At 66.4% G+C, this 26,249-nt stretch carries 22 protein-coding genes and 1 other RNA gene; 3 read left to right on the top strand and 20 right to left on the bottom strand.

Going from position 1 to position 26,249, the window contains the following annotated elements:
• Nucleotides 1-148: 148 nt before the first annotated feature.
• Nucleotides 149-766 (top strand): dephospho-CoA kinase, encoded by a 618-nt coding sequence (gene coaE / locus B5X78_RS12335; RefSeq protein ID WP_079724831.1) that lies wholly within the window; start codon nt 149-151, stop codon nt 764-766.
• Between the two features lie 6 nt (nt 767-772).
• Here coaE and B5X78_RS12330 read toward each other — a convergent pair whose 3' ends face one another.
• The 3 genes from B5X78_RS12330 to B5X78_RS12320 form a co-directional block, all read right to left on the bottom strand.
• Nucleotides 773-1,759, bottom strand: a complete 987-nt coding sequence (locus B5X78_RS12330) for a Nudix family hydrolase (RefSeq protein WP_229730720.1) — start codon at nt 1,757-1,759, stop codon at nt 773-775.
• 212 nt (nt 1,760-1,971) lie between these two features.
• Nucleotides 1,972-4,707 carry a preprotein translocase subunit SecA gene (gene secA, locus B5X78_RS12325; RefSeq protein WP_079724830.1) on the bottom strand — a complete coding sequence of 912 codons (2,736 nt, stop codon included), beginning with the start codon at nt 4,705-4,707 and terminating at the stop codon, nt 1,972-1,974.
• A 145-nt stretch (nt 4,708-4,852) separates the two neighbouring features.
• On the bottom strand, nt 4,853-5,803 hold the full coding sequence (locus B5X78_RS12320; RefSeq protein WP_079724829.1) for a M23 family metallopeptidase: 951 nt from the start codon (nt 5,801-5,803) through the stop codon (nt 4,853-4,855).
• 8 nt (nt 5,804-5,811) lie between these two features.
• Here B5X78_RS12320 and B5X78_RS12315 point away from each other — a divergent pair, with 8 nt between their 5' ends.
• A complete protein-coding gene (locus B5X78_RS12315; protein WP_079724828.1) occupies nt 5,812-6,285 on the top strand; it encodes a DciA family protein in 474 nt (157 codons plus the stop codon).
• Between the two features lie 200 nt (nt 6,286-6,485).
• Here the strand turns inward: B5X78_RS12315 and lpxC are convergent, their stop codons facing one another.
• From lpxC to mraZ, 15 genes are all read right to left on the bottom strand, one after another.
• Nucleotides 6,486-7,403, bottom strand: a complete 918-nt coding sequence (gene lpxC / locus B5X78_RS12310; protein WP_079724827.1) for a UDP-3-O-acyl-N-acetylglucosamine deacetylase — start codon at nt 7,401-7,403, stop codon at nt 6,486-6,488.
• Between the two features lie 222 nt (nt 7,404-7,625).
• Entirely contained in the window at nt 7,626-8,861 is a 1,236-nt protein-coding gene (gene ftsZ / locus B5X78_RS12305) for a cell division protein FtsZ (protein WP_079724826.1), read from the bottom strand.
• 125 nt (nt 8,862-8,986) lie between these two features.
• Nucleotides 8,987-10,222: a cell division protein FtsA gene (gene ftsA / locus B5X78_RS12300; RefSeq protein ID WP_079724825.1), complete on the bottom strand. Its 1,236-nt coding sequence runs from the start codon at nt 10,220-10,222 to the stop codon at nt 8,987-8,989.
• On the bottom strand, nt 10,219-11,064 hold the full coding sequence (locus B5X78_RS12295; protein WP_079724824.1) for a cell division protein FtsQ/DivIB: 846 nt from the start codon (nt 11,062-11,064) through the stop codon (nt 10,219-10,221). Before B5X78_RS12295 ends, ftsA begins: the two co-directional genes overlap by 4 nt.
• Nucleotides 11,061-12,029: a D-alanine--D-alanine ligase gene (locus tag B5X78_RS12290; protein WP_079724823.1), complete on the bottom strand. Its 969-nt coding sequence runs from the start codon at nt 12,027-12,029 to the stop codon at nt 11,061-11,063. Before B5X78_RS12290 ends, B5X78_RS12295 begins: the two co-directional genes overlap by 4 nt.
• A 3-nt stretch (nt 12,030-12,032) precedes the next feature.
• Complete coding sequence (gene murC, locus B5X78_RS12285) at nt 12,033-13,490, bottom strand: UDP-N-acetylmuramate--L-alanine ligase (protein WP_079724822.1); 1,458 nt, start codon at nt 13,488-13,490, stop codon at nt 12,033-12,035.
• A gap of 34 nt (nt 13,491-13,524) precedes the next feature.
• Nucleotides 13,525-14,622, bottom strand: coding sequence for an undecaprenyldiphospho-muramoylpentapeptide beta-N-acetylglucosaminyltransferase (murG, locus tag B5X78_RS12280; protein ID WP_079724821.1), 1,098 nt, complete (start codon nt 14,620-14,622; stop codon nt 13,525-13,527).
• Nucleotides 14,619-15,944, bottom strand: a complete 1,326-nt coding sequence (gene ftsW / locus B5X78_RS12275) for a putative lipid II flippase FtsW (RefSeq protein WP_079724820.1) — start codon at nt 15,942-15,944, stop codon at nt 14,619-14,621. The genes murG and ftsW overlap by 4 nt, the downstream gene beginning before the upstream one ends.
• Nucleotides 15,944-17,029: a phospho-N-acetylmuramoyl-pentapeptide-transferase gene (mraY, locus tag B5X78_RS12270; RefSeq protein WP_079724819.1), complete on the bottom strand. Its 1,086-nt coding sequence runs from the start codon at nt 17,027-17,029 to the stop codon at nt 15,944-15,946. Before mraY ends, ftsW begins: the two co-directional genes overlap by 1 nt.
• Entirely contained in the window at nt 17,019-18,386 is a 1,368-nt protein-coding gene (locus tag B5X78_RS12265; RefSeq protein WP_079724818.1) for a UDP-N-acetylmuramoyl-tripeptide--D-alanyl-D-alanine ligase, read from the bottom strand. Before B5X78_RS12265 ends, mraY begins: the two co-directional genes overlap by 11 nt.
• Entirely contained in the window at nt 18,383-19,867 is a 1,485-nt protein-coding gene (locus B5X78_RS12260; protein ID WP_079724817.1) for a UDP-N-acetylmuramoyl-L-alanyl-D-glutamate--2,6-diaminopimelate ligase, read from the bottom strand. Before B5X78_RS12260 ends, B5X78_RS12265 begins: the two co-directional genes overlap by 4 nt.
• Nucleotides 19,864-21,720 (bottom strand): peptidoglycan D,D-transpeptidase FtsI family protein, encoded by a 1,857-nt coding sequence (locus B5X78_RS12255; RefSeq protein WP_079726164.1) that lies wholly within the window; start codon nt 21,718-21,720, stop codon nt 19,864-19,866. Before B5X78_RS12255 ends, B5X78_RS12260 begins: the two co-directional genes overlap by 4 nt.
• A gap of 26 nt (nt 21,721-21,746) precedes the next feature.
• Nucleotides 21,747-22,010: a cell division protein FtsL gene (ftsL, locus tag B5X78_RS12250; protein ID WP_079724816.1), complete on the bottom strand. Its 264-nt coding sequence runs from the start codon at nt 22,008-22,010 to the stop codon at nt 21,747-21,749.
• A complete protein-coding gene (gene rsmH, locus B5X78_RS12245; protein WP_229730719.1) occupies nt 22,007-22,978 on the bottom strand; it encodes a 16S rRNA (cytosine(1402)-N(4))-methyltransferase RsmH in 972 nt (323 codons plus the stop codon). Before rsmH ends, ftsL begins: the two co-directional genes overlap by 4 nt.
• Nucleotides 22,975-23,421, bottom strand: a complete 447-nt coding sequence (gene mraZ, locus B5X78_RS12240; RefSeq protein ID WP_079724815.1) for a division/cell wall cluster transcriptional repressor MraZ — start codon at nt 23,419-23,421, stop codon at nt 22,975-22,977. Before mraZ ends, rsmH begins: the two co-directional genes overlap by 4 nt.
• A 330-nt stretch (nt 23,422-23,751) precedes the next feature.
• Here mraZ and B5X78_RS12235 point away from each other — a divergent pair, with 330 nt between their 5' ends.
• A complete protein-coding gene (locus B5X78_RS12235; protein ID WP_079724814.1) occupies nt 23,752-24,516 on the top strand; it encodes an NRDE family protein in 765 nt (254 codons plus the stop codon).
• Nucleotides 24,517-24,963: 447 nt separating this feature from the next.
• On the opposite strand, the gene rnpB is transcribed toward B5X78_RS12235, so the two are convergent.
• Nucleotides 24,964-25,316, bottom strand: an RNA gene (rnpB, locus tag B5X78_RS12230) — RNase P RNA component class A.
• A gap of 56 nt (nt 25,317-25,372) precedes the next feature.
• Entirely contained in the window at nt 25,373-26,191 is an 819-nt protein-coding gene (rsmI, locus tag B5X78_RS12225) for a 16S rRNA (cytidine(1402)-2'-O)-methyltransferase (protein ID WP_079724813.1), read from the bottom strand.
• Nucleotides 26,192-26,249: the final 58 nt, after the last annotated feature.

Genomic DNA, 26,249 nt, shown 5'->3' with positions numbered 1-26,249 from the left:
TCCCAGCGTGTACTCGCCACATCTCTGTGGCCCGCCCTTCGGGCGGCTTCGCCGTACACATCGGCAATCCTGCCGATGTGTCCCCGCAAGCGGCGGAAGGGGCTAACAGGCCTCGCCGATAGGCCATTGCCGCGACCATAATCGGCTTATGAGCGATTACGTGATTGGACTGACCGGTGGCATCGCTTCCGGCAAGAGTGCGCTGGAGCGGTGCTTTGCCGCGCGCGGGATTGTCATTGCCGATGCGGATTTGATTGCCCGGGCGATTGTCGAGCCGGGCGAGCCGGCGTTGGCCGAGGTGGCGGCGCGGTTTGGTGGCGGCATGCTCACCGCCGATGGCCGGCTGGATCGCGCGGCGTTGCGGGCGCATGTGTTCACCGATGAAGGCGAGCGGCGCGCGCTGGAAGGCATCCTGCATCCGCGCATCCGCCAGCGCATGCATGAGATCTGCAGTGCAGCCGACAGCATCTACGCGGTGGCGACCATTCCCCTGCTGACCGAAGGCGGTGGCCGCACGGCCTACCCCTGGCTGGATCGCGTGCTGGTGGTGGATGTGCCGCGCGCGATGCAGCAGGCGCGTTTGATGGAGCGCGACGGGATTGATGCGGCGTTGGCGGATCGCATGATCGATGCGCAGGCGAGTCGCGAACAGCGCTTGGCCTTGGCCGATGACATCGTGATCAACGACGGCCACTGGGATCATCTGGACCAGGCGGTGGCCGAACTGGATGCGCGTTATCGCGCATTGGCGGAAGCAGCCAGGTAGATCGGCTCAACTCAAACTGGTCGCCACGGCTTCCGCCGTCACCGGCCACAGCCCGCGGATGGCGGCGATGCCCTGCGCGCCCTGCTGGCGGGCGTGATCGATCTGGTCCGGTTGCATGCCGCCAATGGCGTAGATGGGTAGCGACACCGATTCGCGCAGGCGTGCGAAACCTTCCCAGCCCAACGGCGCCGCGCCGGGATGGCTGGCGGTGGCCTGGACACTGCCCAGCACCACGAAGTCGCAGCCCAGGTCTTCGGCGCGACGCAGTTCTTCGGCGGTATGGCAGGAGGCCGCGACCGGGACCGCGTCGGACAGGGGACGCAGGGACAGTTCTGGCAGCTGCGCCGCGCGCAGGTGCACACCGGTTTCCAGTTCGCGGGCCAGGCGCAGGTCGCCGTTGATCAGCACCTCGGCGTTGGCCTTGCGACAGAGGGTGACGGCCAGGCGCGCGAGGCGGCGGCGGGCGTCCTCGCCCATGCCGGGCAGGCGAATTTGCACGCGGCGCACGCCAGCCGACAGCGCGGCTTCCAACTGGACCAGCCAGGTGGTGTCTTCGCCTGCGGCGGGGACCGGCGTGACCAGGTAACGATCCGGATGCAGCAGCGCCGCCACCACCGGGCGATCCGCCGGCGGCATCGCGTAGCGCGGCAGTTTATCGGGCGCGACCCAGGCCAGCGCCTGGCCTTCGTGGCCGCGCGGGGCGCCCTTCCAGGAGGCGATATGGCGCACGTCCAGGCGCAGGCGTTTGTCGGGGTATTGCTGCGGCACGGTGATGAGGGGCTCGCCCACTTCAACGGCGATGCCGAGTTCTTCGTGCAGTTCGCGCGACAGCGCCTGGGCTTCGGTCTCGCCGGGTTCGCGCTTGCCGCCGGGGAATTCCCAGCGACCGGCCAGATCCCGGCCTTCGGTGCGGCGGGTCAGCAGGATGCGGCCGCGCGGGTCGGTGATGACCCCAGCCATGACATGGATGGATCGCAGCGGTTCGGAGGACATGGCTGAAGCTTGCCGGTAGTTGCAGGGTCGTGCAACGCCGGAAGTCATGGGGTGGGGGGATGGCCGGTTCGGGGCTGGCTCTCAACAGACGTATGTCTGGTCGCCCCTCCTACAGGGAAACGGGGAATGCCCATACCTAGATGCAGAAAGGCCGCCTTGCGGCGGCCTTTCCGGATCGCGCCGCGCCATCAGGGCGCGGCATGGGCGACGGCTCAGCCCAGCTGGCCGTGGCAGTGCTTGTACTTCTTGCCGCTGCCGCAGGGGCACGGGTCGTTGCGGCCGACCTTGGGGCCGGCTTCGACCGGCAGCGGCAGCGGGCGACCGGCCTGGGCCAGCGCGGCGGCGGCCGCTTCCTCGTCGGCGCCATAACCGCCCACGTCGGCGTGCTGGAACTGCATCTGCCGGGCCTTGGCCTCGGCCAGCGCGCGTTCCTGCGCTTCCAGTGCGGCCACTTCTTCCTCGGTGCGGATGCGCACGCGCGACAGCAGGGTCACCACTTCGCGCTTGACCCGCTCGAGCATCTCGGAGAACAGCTCGAAGGCTTCCTTCTTGTACTCCTGCTTGGGCTGCTTCTGCGCATAGCCACGCAGGTGGATGCCCTGGCGCAGGTAGTCCATGCGGGCCAGGTGTTCCTTCCAGTTCTTGTCGAGCACGGTCAGCATGATGTGCTTCTCGAGCGCACGCATGGTGTCCGGGCCGATCTGCGCTTCCTTGTCGGCGAAGTGCGCGTTCATCGCGTCCTGCACGCGCTGTTCGATGCCTTCGGCGTCGAGCTCTTCGATCTCCTGCGGCCAGCGGCTGACCGGCAATGGCAGCGCCATTTCCTCGGCCAGTTCGGCTTCCAGCGCAGCCAGGTTCCACTGTTCGTCGACCGAATTGGCCGGCACGAAGCGGTAGACCGTCTCGGCCACCACGTCGCCGCGGATGCCGTCGATGTTGTCCTGTACCGACTCGGCTTCCAGCAACTCGTCGCGCTGGGCGTAGATCACCTTGCGCTGGTCGTTGTTGACGTCGTCGAAGTCCAGCAGGTTTTTACGGATGTCGAAGTTGTGCGCTTCGACCTTGCGCTGGGCCTTCTCGATCTGGCGGCTGACGAGGCGATCTTCGATCACGTCGTCTTCCTTCATGCCGATCAGCTTCATCGCCTTCTGCACCCAGTCCGAGGCGAAGATGCGCATCAGGTTATCTTCGAGCGACAGGTAGAAGCGCGAGGAACCCGGATCGCCTTGGCGACCGGAACGGCCGCGCAGCTGGTTGTCGATGCGACGCGATTCGTGGCGTTCGGTGCCGACGATGTGCAGACCACCGGAGGCCTTCACTGCTTCGTGGCGCTTCTGCCACTCGCTCTTGATGGCGGCGCGATCGGCCTCGGTGGCGTCTTCGGGCAGGGTTTCCAGTTCGGCTTCCAGCGAACCGCCCAGCACGATGTCGGTACCGCGACCGGCCATGTTGGTGGCGATGGTCACCGCCTTCGGGCGACCGGCCTGGGCGACGATGTGCGCTTCGCGCTCATGTTGCTTGGCGTTGAGCACTTCGTGGGTGACGCCGGCCTTGTTGAGGAAGTCCGACAGCATTTCGGAAGTTTCAATCGAGGTCGTACCCACCAGCACCGGCTGGCCGCGCTCGTAGCAGTCCTGGATGTCGGTCAACACCGCATTGAACTTGCCCTTGCGGTTGAGGAACACCTGGTCGGGCGAATCCTTGCGCACGGTCGGGCGATGGGTCGGGATCACGATCACTTCCAGGCCGTAGATGCTCTGGAATTCGTAGGCTTCGGTATCGGCCGTACCGGTCATGCCGGACAGCTTCTTGTACATGCGGAACAGGTTCTGGAAGGTGATGCTGGCCAGCGTCTGGTTTTCGCGCTGGACCTGCACGCCTTCCTTCGCTTCCACCGCCTGGTGCAGGCCATCGGACCAGCGGCGACCCGGCAGGGTGCGGCCGGTGAACTCGTCGACGATCACCACTTCGCCATCGCGCACGATGTAATCCACGTCGCGCTGGTAGATGGCGTGCGCGCGCATGGCGGCGTTGAGGTGGTGGACGACGGAAAGATTGTTGGCGCCGTACAGGCTGTCTTCGTCAGTGATGATGCCGGCCTTGAGCAGCAGCGCTTCGGCGTGCTCCATGCCCGCTTCGGACAGGTGCACCTGCTTGCCCTTCTCGTCGACCCAGAAGTCGCCTTCGGCTTCTTCGTTTTCCTGCTTCACCAGCTGCGGCACGATCTGGTTGACGCGCAGGTACAGCTCGGGCGATTCGTCGGCCGGGCCGGAGATGATCAGCGGGGTGCGGGCTTCGTCGATCAGGATCGAGTCGACTTCGTCGACGATCGCGTAATGCAGGCCGCGCTGGAAGCGATCTTCCTTGGCCATGGCCATGTTGTCGCGCAGGTAGTCGAAGCCGAATTCGTTGTTGGTGCCGTAGGTGATGTCGGCGGCATAGGCGGCATGCTTGTCGCTGTGCGGCATGCCCGGGTAGACCACGCCCACCGACAGGCCCAGCCAGTTGTACAGGCGACCCATCCAGGCCGAGTCGCGGCGGGCCAGGTAATCGTTGACCGTCACCACGTGCACGCCCTTGGCTTCCAGGGCGTTGAGGTAGACCGGCAGGGTGGCGACCAGGGTCTTGCCTTCACCGGTGCGCATTTCCGCAATCTTGCCCAGGTGCAGGACCATGCCGCCGATCAGCTGCACGTCGTAATGGCGCATGCCCAGCACGCGACGGCTGGCTTCGCGGCAGACGGCAAAGGCTTCCGGCAGGATCTTGTCGAGCGACTCGCCGTCCTGGATGCGCTTCTGGAATTCCGGGGTCTTGGCCTTCAGCTCTTCATCGGAGAGCTTCTCCATCTCCGGTTCCAGGGCATTGATTTTGCTGACGCTGCGCTGCAGCTGCTTCAGAAGGCGTTCGTTGCGGCTGCCAAAGACACGGGTAAGCAAGTTGTTGATCATGTAAGGAACCGGTTGGAAATGAGCGTTGGGCCGGCAAAGGGCCCAAAACGAAACAGGGCGCTAGGCGCCCTGTCTGGCAACACCGCATTGTAACTTGGGGCGCGGGCCGGGGAATCAACCCTGACGCCTTTGCCCCATCACGGCATCAGCCGCGCTGCACCTTGCCTACCGGGGTGGGGCCATCGCCCAGGAACTTGCGCGGGTTGACCACTCGGCCGTTTTCCCACACCTCGAAATGCACGTGGGCGCCGGTGGAGCGGCCGGTGGAACCGGCACGGGCCACTTCCTGGCCCACGCGCACCAGATCGCCGGCCTTCACCACCAGCCGCGAGTTGTGCGCGTAACGGGTGACGTAGCCATTGCCGTGATCCACGTCGACCACGTTGCCGTAGCCGCCCTTGACGCCGGCGAAGCTGACCACGCCATCGGCCACGGACAACACGGGGTCGCCCACCTTGGCCTTGAAGTCGATGCCCTTGTGGTACTGACCACCGCCGCCGAACGGATCGGCGCGGCCACCAAAGCCCGAGGTGATGTAGCTGTTGGCGATCGGCATGCGCGAAGGCGTGGCGTTCTTGTCCAGTTCGCGATTGAACAGCAGCGACTCCAGCACCGACAGCTGCTGCCCGGAGGCGGCAAACTGGCGCTCGAGCTGGCCGACTTCGCGATTCAACTCGGACGGCGACATGTCGTAGGTGACATCATTACCACCCACGCCCACCGGCTCTTCGAAATCGAACTCGCCGTCTTCCAGCTGGCCCATGCGGGTCAGCCGTTCGCCGAGCGCGTTGAGGCGGTTGGACTGGGCCTGCAGCTCACCCAGGCGGGCGGCCATGGCGTTGATCTCTTGCTGGGCGCCGCGGCGCACCTGCTCCAGTTCCGCGCCCTGGCGATCCGCCTTGGCCTGCAGCACCGACACCTGGGCCATGCCCAGTGCACTGCGACCGGCCAGGCCGGCGACCAGACCCACGGCCAGCACGCACGAGGCGATGGTGAGCGGACGGGCGTGGATGACACGCCGCGCGTGGTAGGACGGGCCAGCAAGATGCTGGACCAGCCAAGCACGCGTATTGTTGAGGATGTTTTGGAAAGCCATAAATACCGATGTCTGATTCGAAGTCCAAGCCGCGTGGTCCGAACTACCCGCAGCGCGCCTTGCAGGCCGCACTGACGGGGTCCGCTACCGACCCGGTCCGTCGTGCCCTCTGGCTCGACGACTTGGAACAGCAACTTCGCCCCTGTCTCCCGCCCGCCCTGGCCCCGCATTGCCGATTGGCGAATGTGGCCGGCGAACGGCTCGTTTTTATCGTCGACTCCCCCGTGTGGCGCGCCAAACTCAGGCTTGCCTCGGCCGAACTCCTTGATGCGGCCCGTTCCATCGGCCTGACAGTCACCGAAGTCACCGTCAAAATTTCTTTGTCTCCACTCCATCCGCCGCTCCGGGCCGATGGACCTGCAACTACCCCTGTCACTGACGCGTCGCGCAAAGCGCTTGCAGCCGTCCTGGCGTCCCTGGAAACCCCGAACTCTTCCGGGGACACAACTCCTGGCAGCCGGCGCGGCGGGCGAAAGCGGTAGGGGACCCGCGGCGCGAAGCAGGGGGCATAGTACCGGCCACCGCTGGTCGGGTCGTTAGCCAAAAGTTAAAACGGCGTTAACGTTCACAACAAAATCAGACGCACGTCTCAAAAACGACCATGCGTAGCGGCGGTTTGCCGATCGAACCGGGATTTGGATCAGATTTGTCGTGAAGCCGGCGTCGAATGACGCCGGTGGGCTCAGGCCGAGGCCGTGGCCGGGGTGCCGTAGAGCACCGGCGAGGGCCGGCCGGCGTCCTGGAAGGTCACTTCTTCCCAGGCCTGCGGTTGGGCCAGCAGGGCCCGGACCAGCTTGTTGTTGAGCGCATGGCCGGACTTGTAGCCCTCGTAGGCGCCCAGGATCGGGCGACCGGCCAGGTAGAGATCGCCGATGGCGTCGAGGATCTTGTGGCGGACGAACTCGTCGGCGTAACGCAGGCCGTCGTCGTTGAGCACACGGAACTCGTCCAGGACGATGGCGTTGTCCATCGAGCCGCCCAGGCCCAGGTTGCGCTCGCGCATGTATTCCAAATCGCGCATGAAGCCGAAGGTGCGGGCGCGCGAGACTTCCTTGATGTACGCCCCGGTGGAGAACTCCACCTCGGCGCGTGATTGCGCGGCCGGAATCATCGGGTGATCGAACTTGACCGTGAAGCCGACCTTGAAGCCGTTGTACGGGGTGAAGCGGGCGACCTTGTCGCCGTCGGTCACTTCAATCGGTGCGGTGATCCGGATGAAGCGCTTGGGTGCGTTCTGCTCGGCGATGCCCGCCGACTGCAGCAGGAACACGAACGGACCGGCCGAGCCATCCATGATCGGCAGTTCGGCCGAGGACAGTTCCACATAGACGTTGTCCACGCCGAGGCCGGCGAGTGCCGACATCAGGTGTTCAACGGTCTGGACTTTGGCGCCCTGGCAGGTCAGGCCGGTGCAGAGCGTGGTCTCGGTGACCAGCTCGGCGCTCGCGGGCATTTCAACGACCGGCTCGAGGTCGACGCGACGGAACACCACTCCGGTATCCACCGGGGCCGGACGCAAGGTCATGTAGACCTTTTCGCCACTGTGCAGGCCCACGCCGGTGGCGCGGATGACGTTCTTGAGGGTTCGTTGTTGGGCCATCGGGTGTGGGGACCGAGGAATGTGCGTCCAAGGGCGGCGAGAATACCACGCAATTAGCTGAATCTTAACGGAAGAATCACACTGTCCCGGCAGTGAAACATCCACCTCCGAAGCTGGCCGGTTGGCCATCGGAGAAAACGCTGCCGGACCGGGTGGTCCGGCAGCCAAGGACAAGGCGGTACTTCTGCCCTCCCCGTCTCCAGGGAGGGGTGCTGCTTTGAATCAGTCGGCCTGGCGACGCAGGAAGGCCGGGATATCCAGGTAGTCCGCCGGCAGGTCCGCTGCGGCGGCGACCGGAGCGGAGGACATGCTCGGCGCCGGGCTGGCCGAACCACGGCGCAGGCCCAGGCCACCGACGGCATCGGCCACCGGATCCAGGTTGGCCATGGCGTCATACGCCGGCAGGCCGGTGGTGGCGTCACGGACCAGCTTGATCGGCGCACGCACCGTCTCGCGTTCCATGCCGCCGCGACCACCCACCGCCTGACGGCCGGCGCTGCGGTTCAGGCCGGTGGCGACCACGGTCACGCGCACTTCGTCCTGCATTTCCGGATCCAGCACGGTGCCGACGACCACGGTGGCGTCTTCCGATGCAAAGCCTTCGATGGTGCGGCCCACTTCGTCGAACTCGGCCATGGTGAAGTCCGGACCGGCGGTGATGTTGACCAGGATGCCGTTGGCGCCGGACAGGTTGACGTCGTCCAGCAGCGGGTTCTGGATCGCGCTCTCGGCCGCAGCCTGGGCACGATCATCACCACGCGCATGGCCAGTGCCCATCATCGCCAGGCCCATTTCGCTCATCACGGTGCGCACGTCGGCAAAGTCGACGTTGATCAGGCCCGGACGCACGATCAGATCGGCGATGCCCTGCACGGCGCCCAGCAGCACGTCGTTGGCGGCGCGGAAGGCCTGGATCATGGTGGCGTTTCGGCCCAGCACGGTGATCAGCTTTTCATTGGGGATGGTGATCAGCGAGTCGCAGTGATGGCTCAGTTCCTCGATGCCCTTGAGCGCCACCTGCATGCGGCGACGGCCTTCGAACGGGAACGGCTTGGTCACCACGGCCACGGTCAGGATGCCCATCTCCTTGGCCAGCTGCGCTACCACCGGCGCTGCGCCGGTACCGGTGCCACCGCCCATGCCGGCGGTGATGAACACCATGTCGGCGCCGTCCAGCGCTTCGATGATGCGCTCGCGATCTTCCAGTGCGGCCTGGCGACCCACTTCCGGGTTGGCGCCAGCGCCCAGACCCTTGGTGACGTTGCCGCCCAGCTGCAGTTGCAACTTGGCGCCGCAATTCTTGATGGCCTGCGAATCGGTGTTGGCAGTGATGAACTCGACGCCATCCACGCTGCTGTTGACCATGTGCGCCACGGCGTTGCCGCCGCCGCCGCCCACGCCCACCACCTTGATCACCGCATTCGGAGCCATTTTTTCAACCAGTTCGAAATGTGCCATGTCCATTGTCCTCATTGAGCCGGTACGACGCCGGCGTACTGTTGTGTTTTAGGTGTTACCGCGTACTGCAAAATCGCTTCACTCCGTCCCTGCCCGCCGCTCGACGCACTTGCACTTGCTACTGCTCAAAACTCGCCGCGATACCAGTTCTGGATCTTCTTGAACCAGCTGCCGGCCTTGCCCGTAGGCAGGGACGGACGCCGCGGATGTTCTATCTGGCTGCCCATCAGCAGCAGGCCCACGCCGGTGGCGTGGACCGGATTGCCAACCACTTCGCCCAAGCCGGTGACGTGCTGCGGAATGCCCACGCGCACCGGCATCTGCAACATTTCCTCGGCCAGTTCGACCACGCCTTCCATCTTGGAAGCGCCGCCGGTCAGGACCATGCCGGCACGCACGCGCTCTTCGAAACCGGAACGGCGCAGTTCGGCCTGCACCATCTCGAAGATTTCCTCGTAGCGCTGCTGCACGGCCTGCGCCAGCGAATGACGCGGCAGGCGTCGCGGCGGACGATCGCCCACGCTCGGCACCTGGATGCTTTCTTCGGCGGTGGCCAGCTGCGCCAAGGCGCAGGCGTAACGCACCTTGATCTGCTCGGCTTCCGGGGTGGGCGTGCGCAGCATGTGGGCGATGTCGTTGGTGACCTGATCGCCGGCAATCGGCAGCGAGGCCGTGTGGCAGATCGCGCCCTGCACGAACACCGCCAGGTCGGTGGTGCCCGCGCCGACATCGACCAGCACCACGCCCAGTTCACGCTCGTCGCTGGTCAGCACCGCCACGCTGGAGGCCAGCGAGGAGAAGATCAGATCGTCAATCTGCAAACCGCAACGCTGCACGCACTTGCTGATGTTGGCCGCGGCCGACTGCGCGCAGAACACCAGGTGCGCGTCCACTTCCAGGCGCACGCCGGTCATGCCGACCGGATTGCGGATGCCTTCCTGCGAGTTGTCCAGCTTGTACTCGCGCGGGATGGCATGAAGGATTTTCTGATCCGCCGGGATGGCCACGGCCTTGGCCGCTTCCAGCACGCGATCCAGATCGCCCCAGGTCACTTCGCCATCACGGATCGGCACGATGCCAGGCGAGTTGCGGCATTGCACGTGGTTGCCGGAAATCGAGGCGTAGACCGAGCGGATTTCGCAGCCGGCCATCAACTCGGCCTCCTCCACCGCGCGCTGGATTGATTGCACGGTGGACTCGATATCGACCACCACGCCGCGCTTGAGTCCGCGCGATTCGTGCGAGCCGATGCCGATCACTTCGATGGGATTGCCCGGCGCGTATTCGCCGACCAGCGCCGTGACCTTGGAGGTGCCGATGTCGAGTCCGACGATCAGCGATTTGTCGCCCTTGCGATTCATGTTGCGAAACCAGAAATGGGGTGGAAAGGAGTGATGCCGTGAGCAAGCGTGTGCGCGCGCACCGCGCGCACTACCGCGGCCACGGGCGCGGCGACGACAGTGGAAGGCGTGGCGGCAGGCGCGGCACTGGCGGCGCCGTTGCTGCGGCCGCTCTTCCAGGTCAGGGCAAATCCGTTGGTGTAACGCAGGTCGGCGCGCTGCAGCGCTTCGTCGGTGCGGCCCAGGATCTGCGGCAGCATCCGCACGAAGCGGGTCAGGCGCGGGCGCGCGTCGGCGCGGCCAATCACCACTTCGGTACCGTTGGCCAGCAACAGCGTCCAGCTGCCACGGCGATCCATCACCAGGCTGTCCACCTGCATGCCCAGCGGCGCGAACAGCTGGCGCGATTCGTTGTACAGCGCCACCACTTCCATCACCTGCGAATCCGGTCCGCCCAGCTGCGGCAGCTTCAGACCTTCCAGCGCCTTGGGTGTGGGGAACAGGTGGCCGTGTTCGGACAGCAGGCGATCATCACCCCAGCGCGCGAACGGGCGGTGTTCGACGATGCTCACTTCCAGCACGTCCGGCCAACGCTTGCGCACTTCGGCGCGCTCCACCCATGGCAACTTCTCGATGGCGTCCTGCGCCTGCTGCAGATCCACCGCGAAGAAGCCGCGCTTGGCGTACGGCAGCAGCGCACCGCGCAACTGGTTGGCATCCACGCGCTTGAACTCGCCGTGCACGCGCAGCTTGCTCAACGGCCAGCGATCGGCGCCGATCCAGCCATTGACCACGGCCACGACCGGCAGCGCTACGAGCGCCACCGCCAAGACCCACGCCAGGATGCGCAACAGGGCGCTCACGCCAAGGTTTCCTCCGGCAGTGTCTGTTCCAGGATCCGCCAGCACAGTTCTTCGAAACCCAGGCCTGCCTTGCCGGCAGACTTGGGCACCAGCGAGTGGCTGGTCATGCCCGGCGCAGTGTTGACTTCAAGCAGATAGAAGCGGCCGCTGTTGCGATCCCGCATCACGTCCACGCGGCCCCAGCCACGGCAGCCGGCGGCGCGGAACGCGGCCAGCGCGATGTCGCGGATTTCTTCCTCGGCCGCGCCTTCCAGGCCCGGGCACAGGTACTGGGTGTCCTCGGCCACGTACTTGGCGTGGTAGTCGTACCACTGGCCCTTGGGCACGATTCGGATCGAAGGCAGCGCGATATCACCCAGCACGGCCACGGTCAGTTCGTCGCCTTCAATCAACTGCTCCATCAGCAGTTCGCCGTCGTAACGGATGGCCAGCTCCACCGCCGAATCCAGATCGGCATCGGCGAAGACCCGGGTCACGCCGACGCTGGAGCCTTCATTGGCCGGCTTGACGATCACCGGCAGCCCCAGCGAGCGCGCGGCGGCGTGGACGTCATCGCCCTTGAGCAGGCGCACGTAACGCGGCGTCGGCAGGCCCAGCGACAACCACACCTGCTTGGTCCGCACCTTGTCCATGCTCAGCGCCGAACCCAATACCGGCGAGCCGGTGTAGGGCATGCCGAAGGCTTCCATCAGCCCCTGCACCACGCCGTCTTCGCCGCCGCCCTTGTGGCCATGCAGGATGTTGAAGACGCGATCAAAGCGGCGCTGCACGAGCGCCTCGGCCAGCGCCGGAATGCCATCCACCGCCACGGCGTCCACACCGCGCGCACGCAGTGCTTCCAGCACGTTGCGGCCGGAGTCGCGCGAGACTTCGGCCTCGCTGGAGGTACCGCCCAGCAGCACGGCGACGCGGCCGAACTGGGCCGGGTCGGTCACGCGGGGCGATGGGAACACGAAACTGCTCATCACTCAGGCCTTGGCATCATTCGGTTTGACAAAGCCATGCGCCGCCAACTGCTGCGACACATGACCGATATCGCCGGCGCCCATCAGCAACAGCAGATCGCCGTCGCGCAGCACGTCGGGCAGCACGTCCACCAGATCACCGACCTGGCTCACCACCACCGGTTCATTGCGGCCACGCGCACGGATCGCGCGCGCCAGCGACTTTGCGTCGGCGCCGGCAATCGGCGCTTCGCCGGCCGGATACACCTCGCTCAAGACCAGCGCGTCGGCTTCGGAGAGCACCGCCGCAAAGGCGTCGAACTGATCCCGCGTGCGGCTGTAGCGATGCGGCTGGAAGGCGACCACCAGGCGCTTGTCCGGCCAACCGCCACGCGCGGCGGCGAACACGGCCGCCAGTTCCCTGGGGTGGTGACCGTAGTCGTCGACCAGTTGCACGCGTGCGCCCTGCGCGGTGGTGACCGTGCCCAGATCGTTGAAACGTCGCCCGATGCCGGCGAACTTCTCCAGCGCGGCGCCGATGTTCTGCGGCGACACGCCCAACTGCCAGGCCACGGCGGCGGCAGCGAGCGCGTTCTGCACGTTGTGCCGGCCCGGCAGCGCCAAGGTCACGTCGATGCTCACGTCTTCCGGCAGGCGCAGGCTGAAGCGCATGCGGCCGGCGTCCTGGCTGACGTTTTCCGCACGCACGTCGGCGTTGGCGGCAAAGCCGTAGGTCATCACGTGGCGCGGGGTTTCCGCGGCCAGCGCGGCTACTTCCGGATCATCGATGCACAGCACCGCCAGGCCGTAGAACGGCAGGCGCTGCAGGAACTCGGCGAAGGCTTCCTTGACCCGCTCGAAATCGTTGCCGTAGTTCTCCAGATGATCGGCGTCGATGTTGGTGATGATCGCGATCAGCGGATTCAGGCGCAGGAAGCTGCCATCGCTTTCATCCGCCTCGGCCACCAGCCACTGGCCATCGCCGAGCTTGGCGTTGGCGCCGGCCGCGAGCAGCTGGCCACCGATGACGAAGGTCGGATCCAGGCCACCCTCGCTCAGGATCGCGGCGGTCAGGCTGGTGGTGGTGGTCTTGCCATGGGTGCCGGCCACGGCAATGCCGCGACGGAAGCGCATCAGCTCGGCCAGCATCGCCGCGCGCGGCACGATCGGAATGCGCTGCGAGCGCGCTTCCATCAGTTCGGGGTTGTCGTTCTTGATGGCGCTGGAGACCACCACGCAATCGGTGCCCAGCACGTTGGAGGCATTGTGGCCGCGCATGACGCGTGCACCCAGCGACGCCAGCCGGCGCGTGGAGGCGTTGTCGGCGTTGTCCGAACCGGAGACTTCATAGCCCAGCGTGCACAGCACCTCGGCGATACCGCTCATGCCCGAGCCACCGATGCCGACGAAATGGACGCGGCGGAACTCGCCCGCCAGGTTGCCGGTGTGCTGCAGGCGACGTTCGCGTGCGGCGGCCATCATGCGCGTGCTCCCTTGTTGCGGTACTGCTTGCTGCTCATTTGCTCTCTTCCAGGATGATGTCGGCGATGCGATCGGCTGCATCGGTCTTGGCCAGCGCACGCGCGGACTCGGCCATCGCCACGCGCTTGTCGGCGTGGCTGGCCAGATCGCTCAGTGCGCCGTGCAGGCGTTCTGCCAGGTAGTCGTCCTGCTTGAACAGGATGGCGGCGTGGCGTTCGACCAGAAATTCGGCATTGCGGGTCTGGTGGTCGTCCACGGCTTGCGGGAACGGCACCAGGATGCTGCCCACGCCCGCCGCGCACAGTTCGGCGAGCGTGGATGCACCGGCGCGGCACACCACCAGATCAGCCCAGGCATAGGCGCCGGCCATGTCGGTGATGAAGGCTTCCACGCTGGCTTCCACGCCGGCCTGGGCGTAGCACTGCGCGGCTTGTTCGCGCATTTTTTCGCCACACTGGTGACGCACGTCGACGCGGAACTCCGCGCCCAGCATCGCCAGCGCCTTGGGCACCGCCTGGTTCAGCGCACGCGCACCCTGGCTGCCACCCAGCACCAGCAAACGCAGGGGACCGACACGCTCGGCCATGCGTTGCCTCGGCGGTGCGATGGCGGCGATTTCTTCGCGCACCGGATTGCCTACGTATTCCTCGCGCTGGGCGAAGCTGCCCGGGAAACCGGTCAGCACGCGGCGCGCGAAGCGCACCAGCACGCGATTGGTAAAGCCCGGCGCGCGGTTCTGTTCGTGCACCAGCAACGGCTTGCCGAGCAGGCGCGCGGCCATGCCACCGGGACCGGCGGCAAAGCCGCCAAAGCTGATCACCGCGCGCGGCTTGCGCGCACGCAGCACGCCCATGGCCGACATCACCGCGCGCGCCACCCGCAGCGGCGCCGCCAGCAAGGTGGCCTTGCCCTTGCCACGCAGGCCGGCGATGGCCAGCGTGTCCAGATGAATGCCATGCGGCGGTACGAGCCGGGTTTCCATGGCGCCGTCGGCGCCCAGCCAGGTGACCGGCACGCCGCGCGAGCGCAGCACCTTGGCCACGGCCAGCGCCGGGAAGATATGGCCACCAGTACCACCGGCCAGCACCATCACCGGTGCGGAGGAGGCGATCGAGGGCGTGGCGCTGCTCATGCCATCCTCTCGAAGATCGGTTCGATGCGCTGGCGCAGTCGACTGGTGCCGCGCACGGCCGGCGCCGTTACCTGCGCGGCCGCCGCGGCAGCCGTTGCACTGACCGGCGCGGCATCGCGCGACGGAGCCGCAGCCGGGTCGGCACTGGCGGGGACATCACCGAGCGCTTCGCCACGCAAGGCCACCTGGCGTGCTGCGCGATCCAGTTCGTACGACACGCGCAGTAACAGGCCCATGGCCACGCACGTCATCAGCACGCTGGACCCGCCGGAAGAAATCAGCGGCAGGGTCAGCCCCTTGGTCGGCAGCAGTCCCAGGTTGACGCCCATCGAGACGAAGCTCTGCAGGCCAATCCACAGGGCGATGCCGAACGCGCAGTAGCCGGCAAAATGCCGGCCCATTTCCACGCAGCGCAGGCCCACCCAGAACGCACGGCCGACCAGCAGCGCATACAGCGCGATCACCAGGCAGATGCCGGCAAAGCCGAGTTCCTCGCCGATGACCGAGAAGATGAAGTCGGTGTGCACTTCAGGCAGGTAGTTGAGCTTGAGCACCGAACCGCCCAGGCCGATGCCGGTCCACTCACCGCGGCCGATGGCCATCAGCGCATTGGTCAGCTGGTACCCGCTGCCGAACGGATCCGCCCACGGATCGGCGAAGGAGGTCAGGCGGCGCATGCGATACGGCTCGGCGATGGCGATGACCGCCAGCACCGGCAGGCCGACCAGCACCGGGCCGAACATGCGCGGCATGTTGACCCCGCCCAGCACCAGCATGCCGGCGGTGATCGACAGCAACAGCGACGAGGAACCAAAGTCCGGCTGCATCAGCAACAGCCCGACCAGCACCACCACCACGCCCAGCGGCTTGAGCATCGCGGTCCAGGTGGCGTTGACCTCGTCGCGGAAACGCACCAGGTAACTAGCCAGCCAGACGATGAAGAACACCTTGACCGCTTCCACCACCTGGAAGTTGGACACGCCCAGGTTGATCCAGCGGTGCGCGCCTTTCACGCTCTGGCCCAGGCCGGGCACGAACACCAACACCAGCAGGCCCACGCAACCCAGCAGCAGCAACTGGTTGTAGTGCTCGATGGTCTTGAGCTCGGTGCGCATGGCCCACACGGCCAGGCCGATGCCCACGCCCAGGAACAGCACGTGGCGGATCAGGTAGTAGAACGGGCTGGCAGTCTGCGAGATCGAGCTCGACGCCACCATCACCACGCCCAGCGACGCCAGCGCCAGCGCAGCGCCCAGCAGCCACGGGTCGTAGCGACCTCCGATGGCTTCCAGGCGCGTGGCTTGGCGGGCGCGATCGTTCATCAGCGCACCTTCAACGTGGCCAGGCCAATCAGCACCAGCACCACCGAAATGATCCAGAAGCGCACGATCACGCGCGGCTCCGGCCAGCCCTTGAGCTCGAAGTGGTGATGGATCGGCGCCATCCGGAACACGCGCTTGCCGGTGAGCTTGAACGAAGCCACCTGGATCATCACCGACAGCGTTTCGATGACGAAGATGCCGCCCATGATCACCAGCACCAGTTCCTGGCGGACGATCACGGCAATGGCGCCCAGCACCGCGCCCAGCGCCAGCGCGCCGATGTCGCCCATGAACACCATGGCCGGATAGGTGTTGAACCACAGGAAGCCCAGGCCTGCGCCGGCGATGGCCGCGCAGATGATCACCAGCTCGCCCGCTCCCGGCACCTGCGGAATCTGCAGATAGTTGGAGAACACCGCGTTGCCGGAGGCGTAGGCGAAGATGCCCAGTGCACAGGCGACCAGCACGGTCGGCATGATCGCCAGGCCATCCAGGCCGTCGGTCAGGTTGACCGCGTTGGAGAAGCCGACAATCCAGAAGTAGGCGATCGCCACGAAGCTGATGCCGGCCAGCGGCAAGGCGATCGATTTGAAGAACGGCACATAGAAGGTGGTCGCCGCCGGCACGTCGGCGTACAGATACAGGTACAGGCCGGCGATCAGCCCGAACACGGATTGGGCCAGATACTTCCAGCGCGACTTCAGGCCGTTCGGATCGCGGCGGACGATCTTGATCCAGTCGTCGTACCAGCCGATGGCGCCAAAGGCCAACATCACCAGCAATACCACCCACACATACTTGTTGCGCAGGTCACCCCACAGCAACACCGCGGCCAGCACGGTCATCAGGATCAGGCCGCCGCCCATGGTCGGCGTGCCGGCCTTGGAGAAATGCGTCTGCGGGCCGTCCTGGCGGATCGGCTGGCCACCCTTGAACTGGGCCAGGCGACGGATCACCGCCGGTCCCCACCACAGCGAAAGCGCCAACGATGTCAGCGCCGCCAGGATGCCGCGGAAAGTCAGGTAGCCGAACAGGCCGAAGAAATTTTCCAGGCTCTGCAACCAGCGAGCGAGTTCAAGCAACATGCGGTTTGCCCTCCCCTTCGGACAGCAGGGCGGTGACGATCTTGTCCATGGCGCTGCCGCGCGAGCCCTTGATCAGGCAGCGCACACCGGCGTGGAGATCGACGCGCAATGCATCAGCCAGGATCTTGTGGGTATCGAAATGGCGGGCGCCTTCGCCGAACGCCGTGGTGGCGGCCTGGCTCAGCGGTCCCAGGGTGTAGAGGCGCTTGATGCCCGCATCGCGCGCGCGGCGACCGGCATCGGCATGCAGGGCGATGGCGTCGGCGCCCAGTTCGCGCATGTCGCCCAGCACCAGCCAGGCCTCGCCCGCGCCTGCCGCCAGCGTATCGATGGCGGCTGCCAGCGAGCCTGGATTGGCGTTGTAGCTGTCATCGATCAGCACGGCGCCACTGCCCAGGGTGTGCGCGATCTGGCGGCCGGCCACCGGCTGCGCCGCGGCCAGGCCTTCGGCGATCATGCGCAACGACACGTCGCAGGCCAGCGCCAGCGAAGCCGCGGCTAGCGCGTTGAGCACGTTGTGGCGACCGGGCAGGTGCAGCTCCACCGCGATCTCGCCCTGCGGCGTGACCAGGGTGAAGCGACTGCCGTCCGCACCGAGCTGGATCCCCTGCGCGGTGATATCGGCGCTGGATTCCAGGCCGTAGCGCAGGATGCGGCGATCGGCGACTTTCTCGGCGAAGTACTCGGCAAACGCATCGTCGGCATTGATCACCGCCGTGCCCGCCGCCGGCAGCGCGTCGTAGATCGCGCCTTTGGTTTCGGCCACGCCCAGCAGTGAACCCATGCGTTCCAGGTGCGCGGCCGCGACGTTGTTCACCAGCGCCACGTCGGGCGGCACGATGTCGGTGAGGTAGGCGATATCACCGGGCTGGCCGGCGCCCATTTCGTACACCGAGAAGTCGGCGTCGTCCGGCGCATCGATGACCGCCAGCGGCAGGCCGATCTCGTTGTTGCGGTTGCCCGGATTGAAATAGGTCACGCCGGCGCGCTGCAGGATCGACACGATCAGCGACTTCACCGAGGTCTTGCCGTTGCTGCCGGTGATGGCCACCACCTTGCCACCCTGATCCTGGTGGATGCCGGTGGCGATGCGCGCCAGCGCTAGCTGGCTGTCGCCGACGATGATCTGCGGCAGGTCCACGTTGACCGCATGCTCGACCAGCAGTGCGCTGGCGCCGCGCATGGCGGCGTCGTAGGCGAAGTCATGACCGTTGAAGCGCTCGCCACGCAGCGCCACGTACAGGCTGCCCGGTTGCAGCGCGCGGGTGTCCTGGGTGATGCCGGCGATGATCGCGTCATCGCCCTGCAGTTCGCCGCCGGACCAATGGGCGAGCAGGGAAAGCGGCAGGCGTTTCATGCGCGCACCTCCATCGCTTGCCGGGCGACGCCGGTGTCGTCAAAAGGATGTTTGATGCCGTTGATTTCCTGGTAGGGCTCATGGCCTTTGCCGGCGATGAGCACGATGTCGTTCTCACCGGCTTCGCCAATGGCGCGCTCGATGGCCGCGCGGCGATCGCGCAGCACAGTCACCGCCGAGGGGTTGACGAAGCCGGCCATGATGTCGGCGACGATGCGGTCGCCGTCTTCGGTACGCGGGTTGTCATCGGTGACGATCACGCGATCGGCCAGCCGTTCGGCTGCCTCCGCCATTTGCGGACGCTTGCCGGCGTCGCGATCGCCGCCGCAGCCGAACACGCAGATCAGGCGGCCGGCGGTGTGGTCGCGCAGGCTGGCCAAGGCCTGTTCCAACGCGTCCGGGGTATGCGCGTAGTCAATCACCACCAGCGGCAGGCGACGCTGCCGCTCATCGACGGTGCCGCCGAGGCGGTTCATGCGGCCATGGATCGGCTGCAGGCGCGACAGCGTGCGGGCGATTTCCAGCACGGGTTCGCCGAGCGCGTACAGCACGCCTGCGACCGCCAGCAGATTGTCGACATTGAAACGACCCAGCAGGCGCGAGGCGACCGGATGCGACTCGCCATCGGCTTCCAGCTGGAAGCCGATGCCGCTGGCGTCCATGGTCAATCCGGTGGCGAGCAGCGCCGCATCGGCCTGGCCGCGCGAACTGACGCCGACCGGGCGCACCGCCTTGGGCAGTTGCGCATGCAGGATGCGGCCGTAGTCGTCATCCAGGTTGATTACCGCCGCCTTCAGCTCCGGCCAGGCGAACAGGCGCGCCTTGGCCGCGCCGTAGCTGGCCATGTCGCCGTGGTAGTCCAGGTGATCGCGGGTGAGGTTGGTGAACACGCCGACATCGAAATGCACGGCATCCACGCGGCCCTGATCCAGCGCGTGCGAGCTGACTTCCATCGCCACCGCCTTGGCGCCCGAATCGCGCAGCTGCGCCAGCAACGCATGCATCTGCAGCACCAGCGGGGTGGTGAAGCCGGTCGGCACCACTTCGCCGTACATGCCCGCGCCGAGCGTGCCGATGCTGCCGCAGCGGGTGCCACGGATATGCCAGGCCTGCGCCAGCAACTGCACGGTGGAGGTTTTACCGTTGGTGCCGGTCACGCCGACCATGCGCATGTCACGCGAGGGATAGGCGTGGAAACGATCCGCCAGCGCGCCCATGCGTGCACGCAAACCGGGCACGGCGATGGCGTCGCGCGGCGCACTCAATCCGGCCGGCACCGGCGGCTCGAACAGGATCGCACTGGCGCCCTTCTGCCTGGCCTGCTCGACGAAGTTCAAGCCGTGCGCGCCAAAGCCGGCGATGGCCACGAAGGCATCGCCGGGACCGATGTCGCGACTGTCCTGCACCAGGCCGCGCACGACCAGATCCCGCGGCACGTCCACGTCGGGCAGCAGTTCGGCCAGGGCCATCATCCGCCTCATCGCACACCGCCCTGCACGGGTGCGGTGGCAGTGACGGGGGCCGGCGCATCGAACGTGGCGGTATCGGTCACGTCGGCGGCATCGTCGGTGAAATCGGTGAGCGCGGCCGGCGTGGCGACGGCGTTGGCCGTGCTCGATTTGCCCGCCTTGCCTTCACTCTTGGCCTGCGCGGCGAGCCAGGTTTCGATGTCATCCGGCGGCACGTCCATCAGGCGCAGCGCGCCGTCCATGACGTTGTGGAACACCGGCGCAGCCACCAGGCCACCGAAGTAGCCGCCTTCCTGCGAATCGCTGATGACGATGACCGCGGCAAAACGCGGATTGCTGGCCGGCACCAGGCCGGCGAACAGCGAGGCGTAGCGGCCGCGCGCGTAACCGCCGCCCGACGCCAGGCGCGCGGTACCGGTCTTGCCGGCCACGCGGTAACCGAGCACGCCGGCGCGCTTGGCGCCGCCCTGCGTGACCACGGTTTCCATCATGTTGACCACTTCCTGCGCGATCGCCGGATCCAGCACCTGTTGGGTGTCGTGGTGCTCGCCTTTGACGAAGGTGGGCGTGACCAGACGGCCACCGTTGCCGAGCGTGGCGTAGGCGCGCGCAATCTGCAGCGGCGTCACCGACAGGCCGTAGCCATAGGACATCGTGGCTTTCTGCAAACCGTTCCAGCGCGAGGGCGGCGCCAGGATGCCGACCGCTTCACCCGGGAAACCGCTGCCCGGCGCGCTGCCGTAACCAAAGCTGCGCACATGGTTGTAGAAATATTCGCTGGAGAGTTTTTCCGACAGCTTGACCGAGCCGATGTTGGAGCTCTTGGTGATGATGCCGGTGACCGTCAGCACGCCGTTGTTACGCGGCACGTCCTTGATCGTGTACTTGCCCAGCGACATGTAGCCGGGGGAAGTGTTGATCAGCGTATTGGGCGTGACCACGCCGGCCTTGAGCGCACCGGACACGGTGATCGGCTTCATCGTCGAACCCGGCTCGACCACGTCGGTGACGGCGCGGTTGCGGCGCGTTTCCGCACCGGCCTGGCCGACGGCGTTGGGGTTGTAGGTGGGCAGGCTGACCATCGCCAGCACTTCACCGGTGGCCACATCCAGGATCACCATCGAGCCGCTGCTGGCCTGGTGTTCGATCAGTGCGTTGCGCAGTTCGCGGTAAGCCAGGAACTGGATGCGCCGATCGATGCTCAGGGTCAGGTCCTTGCCCGGCTCGGCCGAACGCACCAGATCCACGTTCTCGACGATGCGGCCGCGGTTGTCGCGGATCACCTTCTTGGCGCCGGGCTTGCCGCGCAGCCATTCGTCGAAGGCCAGCTCCAGGCCTTCCTGGCCGCGATCATCGATGTTGGTGAAACCCAATACGTGCGCCATCGCCTCACCCTGCGGGTAGAAGCGACGGAATTCGCGCTGCGAGAACACGCCCGGAATCTTGTGCGACAGGATGCGGTGCGCTTCGTCCGGATTGATGCGGCGCTTGAGGTAGACGAATTCCTTGTCGGCACGCTGCGACAGGCGATTGTTCAAATGCTCGACCGGCACGCCCAGCGCCTGCGCCAGTTCGGGCAGGCGATCCGGAAACTTCATCAGTTCGCGCGGGTTGGCCCACACCGATTCCACCGGCGAGGACACCGCCACCGGCTCGCCGTTGCGGTCGGTGATCATGCCGCGCGAGGTCGGGATGGGAATCTCGCGCAGGAAGCGCGAATCACCCTGGCGCTGGTAGAAATCGTTGTTGACCAGCTGCACGTAGGCGGCTCGGCCGACCAGGCTGACCGAGCAGAGGCCGAGCGCGCCAATCACCAGCGCCAGCCGGCCGCGCAGATTGAAGCGCGCGCGGTTGCGGTTCTTGATCGGCGGCGAGGTGCGCGAGGGGCCGTTCACGGGCGCACCACGACAACGTCATTGGCTTCCGGGAACTTCATGCCCAGGCGCGTGCGTGCGATCTGATCCACGCGGTTGCTCTCGGCCACGGTGGCCTGTTCCAGTTGCAGGCGGCCGAATTCGATGTTCAGTTCATCGCGCGCGTTGATCAGCCGGTTGAGCTCGACGAACAGCTGGCGATGGCGATGGCGCGCGTAGATCACGCCGATGGCCGAAGCGACATTGGCCACCAGCAGGATGGTCAGGAGGATGCGGGTCATGCTTGCGCCTCCCGCTTCTCGGCCACCCGCAGCACGGCGCTGCGCGCACGCGGATTGGCGGAGATTTCCTCGGCCGTGCCCTTCTGCGCGCCACCGATGGCATTGACCGTGGGCACGAACTCGATCGCCACCGGCAACCGGCGGTTGGTTGGCGGCGCCTTGGCGTGGGCGGTGATGAAGCGCTTGACGATGCGATCTTCCAGCGAGTGGAAGCTGATCACCGCCAGCCGGCCACCGGGCTTGAGGCTGGCCAGTGCGGCATCCAGGCCGGTCTCCAAATCGCTCAGTTCGCGATTGATATGGATGCGGATCGCCTGGAAGCTGCGCGTGGCCGGGTGAATCTCCTGCTTGCCGCGCGGCACGGCCGTGGCGATCACCGCGGCCAGATCGGCGGTGCGGGTGAACGGCTCGCTCTCGCGGCGCTGCACGATGGCGCGGGCGATGCGCCGGCTCATGCGTTCCTCGCCATAGGTCCACAGCACGTCGGCGATGTCTTTTTCGTCGGCGCTGGCAATCCAATCAGCCGCACTCTGGCCGGATTCGAAATCCATGCGCATGTCGAGCGGGCCGTCCTTGCCGAAGCTGAAGCCGCGTTCGGCCACATCCAGTTGCGGCGAGGACACGCCCAGATCCAGCAGCACGCCGTCCAGGCCGTCGGCCACCGCATCCCACTGCGCCATGCCGGCAAAACTGCCGCGGCGGATCTGCACGCGCGCGTCGCCGCCGAAGTGGGCTTCGGCATGTGCGATCGCTTCGGGATCCTTGTCCATCAGCAGCAGCCGACCTCCCGGCCCCAGTCGTTCAAGCACGCCGCGCGCGTGGCCTCCACGCCCGAACGTGCCGTCCAGATATGTCCCGTCCCGCTTCACCTGCAGCCCTTCCATGACCTGCGCGTACAACACCGGCAAATGCAGCGCTGGAAGGTGACCGGCCTGCGCAGACTGCCGCGTGCCGTCACCCGTCCTCACAAGCGCAACTCGAGCATGTGCGCGCTGAGATCCTCGTCGCCGATGGTCTGGCGGATCTGCGCGTGGTGAGCCTGCTCGCTCCAAAGTTCGAACTTGTCGCCCATGCCCAGCAGCACGGCCTTTTTCTCGATGCCCACGGCGCTGCGATGACTGGCCGGGATGCTGATGCGGCCGTTGCCGTCCAGTTCCACCGGCGAGGCGGCGCCAATCAGCTTCAACTGCAGATTGCGATGGGCGCGTTGGGTGCTGGGCAGCTTGCTGACCTCGTCGCGGACCCGTTGCCAGATCTGCTCGGGGTACAGGTACAGGCTGCCGGCTTCGAAAGGGTTGTAGGTGATCACCAGGCGATTGCCGCACTCGCGCGCGACCAGGTCACGGTATGCGGTGGGCACCGCAAGCCGGCCCTTGTCATCAACTGTGATGGCGGTCTCACCTTGAAACACGACCCCTGCCCTTCCCTTTACCCATGACGTGCCGCACGAAGGCGGTCATTGAACCACGAAAAACCACGTAAAACCTGGTTTTCCCTCGGGTGCCCACATTAGCACCGGCCACAGGGTTGTCAACAGGCGCGGAAGGAAAGAATCGCTTGATGTATCAATGGCTTGCAGCGAACTTCAGAGACTTGTTCAAGCCTTATCCACAAGTTGCTGTTTAGTCTCAATTTTTGAGATTTCGGCGAAGTTCACCGACGTGAGACTGGCGTCAACGTCGTCTGCCTGTTGGCGGGCGACAGGTGGTCCTATCGCGCATCGCCGCGCCAGAATGGCGCCATGTGCCTGCTCGCCCTTGCCTGGAATGTGCATCCCCGCTGGCGTCTGCTGATGGCCGGCAACCGCGACGAAGCCCACGCACGCCCGACGTCCCCCCTGGCCCGCTGGACTGATCACCCCGGCGTTCTGGCCGGTCGCGACCTGCGCTCCGGCGGCACCTGGGCCGGTCTGGACCACGACGGCCGGATGGCCGTGGTCACCAATGTCCGCGACCCGCGCATCGTCCTGCCCCAGGCCCCCTCCCGCGGCGCGCTGGCGGCGGATTTCCTCGGCGGCGGCGAAACGGCGGCGAGCTACGGCCAAGACGTGCAGGCCAATGCCCCCGCCTATGCCCCCTTCAACCTGATCCTGGCCGACGGCCAGGACGCCATCTTCCTGAGCAACTATCCGCTCGCCCGCCAAGTCCGCCTGCAGCCAGGCGTCTATGGCCTGTCCAATGGCGACCTGGACGAACCCTGGCCCAAGACCGTGCGCCTGCGGCAAGTGTTGTCCGACTGGGTGACCCGCCAGGAATCGGAACCGGACAGCCTCTGGCAGGCCCTGGCCGACGAGCACCTGGCCGAAGACCAGAACCTGCCCGACACCGGTATAGGCCTGGACCGCGAGCGCCTGCTCTCAGCCGCCTTCATCCGCAATCCGATCTACGGCACCAGGGCCAGCACGGTGATAGCGCTCGATTACGAAGGGCGTGGCTGGATCAGCGAACGACGATTCGACCAGGAAGGCAAGCTGCAAGGAGAAACCACGCTGGCCAATCACGATTGAGTCAGCAGCTCTTCGGAGGCAACGCGCGAGCGTCGCGCCCCCATCCCAACCTTCCCCCGCAAGCGGGGGAAGGGGCAAACCCCGCCACCGGATCCCAACGAGCGCCGCAGGCACGAGCGCGAAATCCCGCGCCCCCAACGATCCCAACGAGTGCCGCAGGCACGAGCGCGCAATCTCATCCCCCCAACGATCCCAACGATCCCAACGAGTGCCGCAGGCACGAGCGCGCAATCTCATCCCCCAACGATCCCAACGATCCCAACGAGTGCCGCAGGCACGAGCGCGCAGTAACGAAACGAGGAGTTGCTGGGCAAAGCCCAGCAATCGCCCCCTGAGTCAGGGGGCGACGAGCGCGACAGCGCGAGCCGGGGGTGTGGAAGCGATGCGCCGGGGCCCACGGTTTTGCGCAGCAAAATCGTGGGGCTTTATCGCGCCAGCGCGATAAAGCGGCGGAGCCGGCCGATAAGCCGGGTTCTGTCGTGGACAGTCATTCCTCTAGGCGCCGCGTCACCGCGACGCTCAAGCAACCTACCCGGAGACACCGCGGGCCGCGGCATTGCCTCCCTATTTGGTCTTGCTCCCGGTGGGGTTTGCCGTGCCGGTCTGTTGCCAGACTCGCGGTGCGCTCTTACCGCACCATTTCACCCTTGCCTGTGCCATCCGAAGACGGCCATCGGCGGTATCTTTCTGTTGCACTTTCCGTCGGCTCGCGCCGCCCAGGCGTTACCTGGCACCGTGCCCTGTGGAGCCCGGACTTTCCTCGGCATGCTTGCGCATGACGCGACTGTCTGGCCGACTCCGCCGCGCGCATTGTCGCACGTCGCCCGCTTGAGCAGGCGTGGCGAAAAGCGCGCGCCTAGGAGCCGTACAGCGATTTGCGCGGCGCGCCGGTGATTTCCGCGGCCAGCTTGGCAGCGGTGGACGGTGGCAGATGCTGGCCCAGCAGCGCATACACGCGCTTGCCCTCGGTCAGCTGCGCCGCCGCATCGTCACCCGCGCCCTGCACCATCACCACGAATTCGCCCTTGCGCTGGTTGTCATCGCTCGCCACGCGCGCTTGCAGGCCGGCAAGATCGCCATCGAGCACGGTTTCAAACAGCTTGGTCAATTCGCGCGCCATCACCGCCGGGCGATCCGCGCCCAGGGTCGCGGCCATGTCGGCCAGGGACTCTTCGATGCGATGCGAGGATTCGTAGAACACCAGCGTGCGGGTCTCACCGGCCAGCCTGGCCAACTGCTCACGGCGGGCGCTGGCCTTGGCCGGCAGGAAGCCTTCAAAGACGAAGCGATCACTCGGCAAGCCCGCCACGCTCAACGCCGCGATGGCCGCGCAGGCGCCCGGCACCGGACTGACCTTGATGCCGGCCGCGCGCGCGGCGCGCACCACGCGAAAGCCGGGATCGCTCACCAGCGGCGTGCCGGCGTCGCTGACCAGCGCCAGCGAATCGCCCGCCAGCAAGCGCTCGACCAGCCGCTGCGCCAACGCGTCTTCATTGTGCTCATGCAGGGCCACCAGTGAGGTGGCGATGCCGAAGTGCGACAGCAACTGTCCCGTCCGGCGGGTGTCTTCGGCGCAGATCGCCGCCGCCTGCCGCAGCGTGTCGAGCGCGCGCGGGCTCATGTCGGCCAGGTTGCCGATCGGTGTGGCGACGATGAACAGGGTTCCTGCGGACATGCGGTGGGCTTCCTTCGGCAAGGTTAGAATCGTAGCCCGTTCCCTGGTCCAGACGATG

This window comes from Pseudoxanthomonas indica (assembly GCF_900167565.1).
GTDB classification, from domain to species: domain Bacteria; phylum Pseudomonadota; class Gammaproteobacteria; order Xanthomonadales; family Xanthomonadaceae; genus Pseudoxanthomonas_A; species Pseudoxanthomonas_A indica.
This window is presented reverse-complemented; position numbering and strand designations above follow the sequence as displayed.

Bases quoted from the DNA above. Each gene is read 5' to 3' on its own strand.
- lpxC (WP_079724827.1), bottom strand. From the start codon at position 7,403: ATGGCCCAACAACGAACCCTCAAGAACGTCATCCGCGCCACCGGCGTG.
- B5X78_RS12260 (WP_079724817.1), bottom strand. From the start codon at position 19,867: ATGAGGCGGATGATGGCCCTGGCCGAACTGCTGCCCGACGTGGACGTG.
- murC (WP_079724822.1), bottom strand. From the start codon at position 13,490: ATGATGGCCGCCGCACGCGAACGTCGCCTGCAGCACACCGGCAACCTG.
- mraY (WP_079724819.1), bottom strand. From the start codon at position 17,029: ATGTTGCTTGAACTCGCTCGCTGGTTGCAGAGCCTGGAAAATTTCTTC.
- coaE (WP_079724831.1), top strand. From the start codon at position 149: ATGAGCGATTACGTGATTGGACTGACCGGTGGCATCGCTTCCGGCAAG.
- ftsA (WP_079724825.1), bottom strand. From the start codon at position 10,222: ATGAATCGCAAGGGCGACAAATCGCTGATCGTCGGACTCGACATCGGC.
- B5X78_RS12265 (WP_079724818.1), bottom strand. From the start codon at position 18,386: ATGAAACGCCTGCCGCTTTCCCTGCTCGCCCATTGGTCCGGCGGCGAA.
- B5X78_RS12315 (WP_079724828.1), top strand. From the start codon at position 5,812: ATGTCTGATTCGAAGTCCAAGCCGCGTGGTCCGAACTACCCGCAGCGC.
- B5X78_RS12320 (WP_079724829.1), bottom strand. From the start codon at position 5,803: ATGGCTTTCCAAAACATCCTCAACAATACGCGTGCTTGGCTGGTCCAG.
- ftsW (WP_079724820.1), bottom strand. From the start codon at position 15,944: ATGAACGATCGCGCCCGCCAAGCCACGCGCCTGGAAGCCATCGGAGGT.
- B5X78_RS12330 (WP_229730720.1), bottom strand. From the start codon at position 1,759: ATGTCCTCCGAACCGCTGCGATCCATCCATGTCATGGCTGGGGTCATC.
- B5X78_RS12235 (WP_079724814.1), top strand. From the start codon at position 23,752: ATGTGCCTGCTCGCCCTTGCCTGGAATGTGCATCCCCGCTGGCGTCTG.
- ftsZ (WP_079724826.1), bottom strand. From the start codon at position 8,861: ATGGCACATTTCGAACTGGTTGAAAAAATGGCTCCGAATGCGGTGATC.
- B5X78_RS12290 (WP_079724823.1), bottom strand. From the start codon at position 12,029: ATGAGCAGTTTCGTGTTCCCATCGCCCCGCGTGACCGACCCGGCCCAG.
- secA (WP_079724830.1), bottom strand. From the start codon at position 4,707: ATGATCAACAACTTGCTTACCCGTGTCTTTGGCAGCCGCAACGAACGC.
- rsmI (WP_079724813.1), bottom strand. From the start codon at position 26,191: ATGTCCGCAGGAACCCTGTTCATCGTCGCCACACCGATCGGCAACCTG.
- murG (WP_079724821.1), bottom strand. From the start codon at position 14,622: ATGAGCAGCGCCACGCCCTCGATCGCCTCCTCCGCACCGGTGATGGTG.
- ftsL (WP_079724816.1), bottom strand. From the start codon at position 22,010: ATGACCCGCATCCTCCTGACCATCCTGCTGGTGGCCAATGTCGCTTCG.